Origin of the sequence: Agrobacterium sp. (assembly GCF_032092815.1) — a bacterium.
In the GTDB taxonomy this organism is placed as follows: domain Bacteria; phylum Pseudomonadota; class Alphaproteobacteria; order Rhizobiales; family Rhizobiaceae; genus Agrobacterium.
Map to the genome: position 1 here is coordinate 1 of NZ_DAMDBP010000063.1, position 5,033 is coordinate 5,033.

Annotated in this window: 5 protein-coding genes; all 5 read right to left on the reverse strand. The window is 55.6% G+C overall.

Going from position 1 to position 5,033, the window contains the following annotated elements:
• Nucleotides 1-51: 51 nt before the first annotated feature.
• Complete coding sequence (locus RT613_RS22100; RefSeq protein WP_313618531.1) at nt 52-1,347, reverse strand: molybdopterin-dependent oxidoreductase; 1,296 nt, start codon at nt 1,345-1,347, stop codon at nt 52-54.
• 1 nt (nt 1,348) lies between these two features.
• Nucleotides 1,349-2,320: a tripartite tricarboxylate transporter substrate binding protein gene (locus RT613_RS22105; protein WP_313618532.1), complete on the reverse strand. Its 972-nt coding sequence runs from the start codon at nt 2,318-2,320 to the stop codon at nt 1,349-1,351.
• Between the two features lie 114 nt (nt 2,321-2,434).
• Nucleotides 2,435-3,214, reverse strand: a complete 780-nt coding sequence (locus RT613_RS22110; protein WP_313618533.1) for an SDR family oxidoreductase — start codon at nt 3,212-3,214, stop codon at nt 2,435-2,437.
• Between the two features lie 10 nt (nt 3,215-3,224).
• On the reverse strand, nt 3,225-4,169 hold the full coding sequence (locus RT613_RS22115) for a 4-hydroxy-tetrahydrodipicolinate synthase (RefSeq protein WP_313618534.1): 945 nt from the start codon (nt 4,167-4,169) through the stop codon (nt 3,225-3,227).
• A 141-nt stretch (nt 4,170-4,310) separates the two neighbouring features.
• Nucleotides 4,311-5,033 (reverse strand): TetR family transcriptional regulator (locus RT613_RS22120; RefSeq protein WP_313618535.1); only part of this gene is annotated, 723 nt, incomplete at its 5' end.

Consider the following 5,033-nt stretch of genomic DNA (forward strand, 5'->3'; position numbering starts at 1 on the left):
TCGCTCTCGCTGCGACCGTTATCTTCTGGCTATGAGCAATGAGTCCTGACCCTAGACAAGTTTGATGTCCGGGTAGGTTCGTCGCGTGCCGTTATGATCATATTCGGTGCCCGGTGCGAGCAGCATATCTGCGATACGGGCGACGGGAATGTAATCTGCTATTGGATTTTTGCCCTGCGGCAGAGATGGCCAGCTTATAGGCGATGAAGGTTGGCCAATGCTGCCAACGGATGCATAACCAAAGCCAAACCCTTCTCCCGGCAGGCCTATGCCGCCCAGCAAGGACGCCAGTGCAATGGCCGCCCAATAGGGCTGTTCGCCGTAGTCGGCACGTTGCAATGACCAAGACATCATGATGAATGTCTTCTGCCGGGCCATGGCATGCGCCAGGTCAACAATCTCGGACGCATTTATGCCGGTAATCGCACTGGCCCAGACAGCGTTTTTGACAACGCCGTCTTGCTCACCCATCAGGTAGGCCCGCAGTGTGCCATAGCCTTCCGTGTATCGCTCGATGAAATCGTTGTTGTGGAGATTTCCTGAAATCAGCGTATGGGACAGTGCAAGCAGCAGTGCCGTATCGGTGCCCGGCCTCAGATGCAGCCATTCCGCACCCAGTTCTGCATCTGTATCATCGCGCACTGGCGAAATATTCACCAGACGTGCGCCGGAATCCCGGCAGGATAGTAACGCGCTTCTGGCCGTGTGGCGGGTGATGCCACCTGCGTTGACCTGCGCGTTTCGCAGCGGCGTTCCACCGAACATCACGATCAGTTCAGCATGACCGGAAATTTGCCCCCATGGCGTGTGACCGGTGACCAGACCGTTCAGGTTGCCGATGACATGGGGAAGGATCACCTCACCCGCAGCATAGCTATATGTCTGTACGGAGCGAACAGAGCCACCCGCCATGTTGAAAAAGCGTTTGAGCTGGCTCTGTGCGTGGTGAAAACGTCCCGCACTTGACCAGCCGTAGGAGCCTGAAAAAATGGCGCCATTGCCATATGTCTGTCTGACGCGGCCTATCTCGTTGGCAACAAGATCAAGCGCTTCATCCCAGGATACTTCGACAAATGGCTCTGCTCCCCGTCTTCCATGGGCCGTACCTGGGCCATGTTCGAGATAGGAGCGTCGTACTGAAGGCTTCAATATGCGCGATGGAGATAGCCGGTCTCCGGTCAGTTCGGTTCCGAACATCGCCGGATCGGGGTCTTCACGGAAGGGCCGTAACCCTTCCGATTTGTTGTCGTGCTCATAGAAACCCCAATGGCTACCGACAATTTTCTGTTGCCGGTTGGACTTCGCATATTCCGCGTCTGTCATTGGGGTTGCCGGAGCCTTGCTCATTTTATTCGACCTTGATGCCAGCCGAATTCACGATCTCGCCATAACGCTTGGTTTCATCGACAACGAAGGTCTTCAGGTCGGCACTGTTCTTGTACATTGGCTCGAAGCCGAACACAGTGAGTTTTTCCTTGAACTTGTCGGAGTTGACGACCTTCGACACTGCGGCGTCGAGATATTCTGCCGCCTTCGGTTCGAGGTTCTTTGGTCCCCATACGCCGTACCAGGAGACCATTTCGAGCGGCTGCATACCGCTTTCCTCAACGGTCGGTATTTCAGGTGCAAGAGCCGAACGTTTGAGGCTTGTGACGGCTAGCGCCTTCAGACGGCCTGCCTTTACGTGCGGCAGGGAAGACAACATCGGGTCAGCCATCAGCTGAACCTGACCGCCCATCAGATCGGTAAGGGCCGGACCTGCACCCTTGTAGGTCACGACGTCGGTATCGACACCAGCCTGCGCCTTCAGCACTTCAACAGCTAGGTGGCCGGCCGAACCGTAGCTCGATGTTGCGAAGTTGAAACCTTCAGGGTCTGCCTTCACCTCTTCAAAGAACTCCTTGAGAGTGTTGGCCTTTGTGGATGTTGGTGTAACGACCAGAAGCGGGCCCGCAGCAATGCCAGCGATGTGCGTGAAATCGTTCAGCACATCAAATGGCACGTTCTTGTTGATCAGCGGTGTGACCACGTGGATCGAGGCGTTGAGAAGCAGCGTGTAACCGTCCGGATCGGCCTTGGCGACTTCGGTGGAGCCAACGACGCCACCAGCACCTCCGGCGCGGTTATCGACGACGAATGTCTTGCCGGTCGATTCCGACAGTTCGGCGGCAAGCACGCGGGCTACACCGTCAACAGCGCCACCTGGTGGATATGGTACGACGATGCTGATTGCACGTGCCGGGAATTCCTGTGCTGTTGCAACGCCACTGGAAATGGCGGCAAGCGAAGCGGCAAGAAGCAATGATCCAAATTGTTTCATAACTGGTGGCTCCTCATGGTTTCAGGATACAGATATACCTTCGCCGCCCAAATGCGCAGCGTTAGGCAGTGCGGTAACCGGTTAGTCACCGTATAATTGGGGTATGCCGGAGCCTTAGTAGGTTCCGGGGTATTGGCCTCCATCGACCAGCAGGTTTTGTGCAGTTACAAAACCAGCTTTTGTCGAGCACAGGAATGCAATGTAAGCGCCGATTTCATCCGGTTCGCCATAACGACCGGCTGGATTCTGGGCGGCACGTTCTTTCCAGATGTCATCAAACGGACGGCCGCTTTGTTCCGAGAGTACTCTGACGTGCTCGCGCTGACCATCCGAGGCGATGATGCCTGGAAGTACATTGTTGATCGTCACATTGTGACTGATGGTCTGTCTTGCCAGTCCGGCAACGAAGCCGACAAGGCCTGATCGTGCGGCGTTGGAAAGACCGAGTTCCGGCTGGGCAATCTTGACGCTTCGCGACACGATGTTGACGATGCGGCCAAAACCACGATCCATCATGCCGTCAACGGTCAGACGGATCATGTCGATTGGCGTCAGCATCATGCGATCCATGCCGCGCAGCCAGTCTTCGCGTTTCCAGTTGCGGAAATCACCTGGTAGCTCGCCATCGGCGTTATTGACCAGAATGTCGGGGTTTGGGCAGGCTGCCAATGCAGCCTCCCGTCCTTCAATGCTGGTGATATCCGCTGCGACTGTGGTGACGCGGGCGCCGGTCTGGGCACGAATGTCAGCAGCTGTCTTCTCGAGCGTTTCCGCGGTGCGGGCAACAATTGTCAAATCCACATCTTCATGTGCGAGCGTCATTGCTGCCGCTTTGCCCATGCCACGGCTTGCGCCGGTGACGAGAGCTTTCTTGCCGGAAATCCCGAGATCCATCTGTCTCTCCTCAGGCGGCGATAGCAGCGTTGTTGATTTTCCAGCCGTAGACCTTGTCGAGGCCAAGTTCCTGCACGATGCGAACGCCGCGTGCCAGCGCTTCACCTTCAAGGCCGGTCAGTGGACGACGCAGTTCGCCGGCTGGAAGGCCGACGGCCTTCATCAGCGATTTTACGGCCACCGGGTTGATGGCCGAGTAGTTGTAGTGCAACAGCGGCAGCAGACGAAGATACGTTTCACGGAAACCTTCCGCTTCGGTGTAGCTTGTCCATGGGCGCGACATGACGGCGACTTCTGCAGGGGCAATGTTGCCGCCCATATTGGCCGTGCCATGTCCGCCGAGGCTCATCGTTGGAACGACGAGGCCGAGGTTCGGGCTGTCGCAGCACATGACGGACACATCTGGGCGTGCCGCCAGAACCTGAGCGACCTGGCCGACGCGGGCTGTCGATTCCTTGTGAATGACATAGTTTGGGTGCTTGAAGATACGCAGCAGATGATCCCAGTGCAGGTCGCTCTTGACGCGCGGTGGGTTGTTGTAAAGACCAAGCGGTAGGTCAGTCGCGTCAGCGATTTCAAGGAAATAACGCTCAATATCGGCTTCTGGCGCGCAAATATAGGCGGGTGCTGCGAGGATCGCGCCGTCAGCGCCATTGTCCTTGGCGAACTTGACGTTATCGATTGTCGTATCGGTGTTGTTACCGGTGCAACCAAAGAAGATCGGCATTTTTTCCGACTTCATTTTGGATGTCTCAACGATGATTTTGCGCTTCTCATCCTGCGATAGCATGGAGACTTCGCCCGTGGAGCCCATGATCAGAACCGCAGAAGTGCCGTTTGCCTCATGAAACTGCAGCAGCTCGCGGAACGCGCCGATATCGACACCGCCGGAACGATCAAATGGCGTGATAAGCGCGACGAACGAACCTGTGATTTTCTTGGCTGCTGCTGACATTTTGATTGCTCCATTGGAGAATAAACAATGTTTCAAACATAGTTTTAATTCCAATACAGTCAACGACTATAAATAGTCAAAATGCCCATGATTGCAGCATGGTTTGCTCAATATTTTACCAGAAATAGAAAACTATTCCGGTTATGCTGGCTGGGTCTGTTTGTTGGAAATTTTGACGGCGGGAGCCAGAAATCCGGCGCATACAAATGCCGTGAGTTGAGCAATGATCTGCTCGTCGTCGTCCGTGTCGCAAAGACCGCCCGACAGGTTTTTAAGGCGGTATGTTGCGTGGTCGGAATCTGTCAATACCTGCATGACAGAGCCAATTGCAAAGTTGTAGCGCCAGAAAACATCACGGCGTTCGAGCGTCGGTACCGCGTGGCTGAAGGCATCGATAAAGCGGAATACCGCCGGGTCGACGCGACGTAGGAAAAAACGGGTCGTAATCTCTCTTGGTCGTGAACGTACCTGCTGGATCATGCGGATCAACGGCCGATCGCCCACCGCATCACGGCTGAACTGCACCATCGGTCGCACCAGCGCCTCTGCGACACCTTGCAATGTTGGCGTGCCAGGCTGGGCTGCCGACTGACAGGCTTCCAGAGCGGCAATGCGTGCGCTGGTGTAGGGCTCCATCATGATGCTGAGGACTTCGCTGATCAGTTCGTCCTTGGAACCAAAGTAATAATTGATGGCCGCGACATTCACGTCGGCCCGCAGGGTGATTTCACGTACAGTCGCGAGATCAAAACCCTGCTCGATGAACACCGCACGTGCCGCAGCAATAATACGGTCACGGGGATCTTCTGTACGATCAACCTGTCCGTTCGCTGTTGTTGCTGGGCTCTGTGCTTTTTTTGCCAT

Excerpts from the sequence above, each read along its gene's own strand:
- RT613_RS22105 (WP_313618532.1), bottom strand. The coding sequence starts at position 2,320 with ATGAAACAATTTGGATCATTGCTTCTTGCCGCTTCGCTTGCCGCCATT.
- RT613_RS22110 (WP_313618533.1), bottom strand. The coding sequence starts at position 3,214 with ATGGATCTCGGGATTTCCGGCAAGAAAGCTCTCGTCACCGGCGCAAGC.
- RT613_RS22100 (WP_313618531.1), bottom strand. The coding sequence starts at position 1,347 with ATGAGCAAGGCTCCGGCAACCCCAATGACAGACGCGGAATATGCGAAG.
- RT613_RS22115 (WP_313618534.1), bottom strand. The coding sequence starts at position 4,169 with ATGTCAGCAGCAGCCAAGAAAATCACAGGTTCGTTCGTCGCGCTTATC.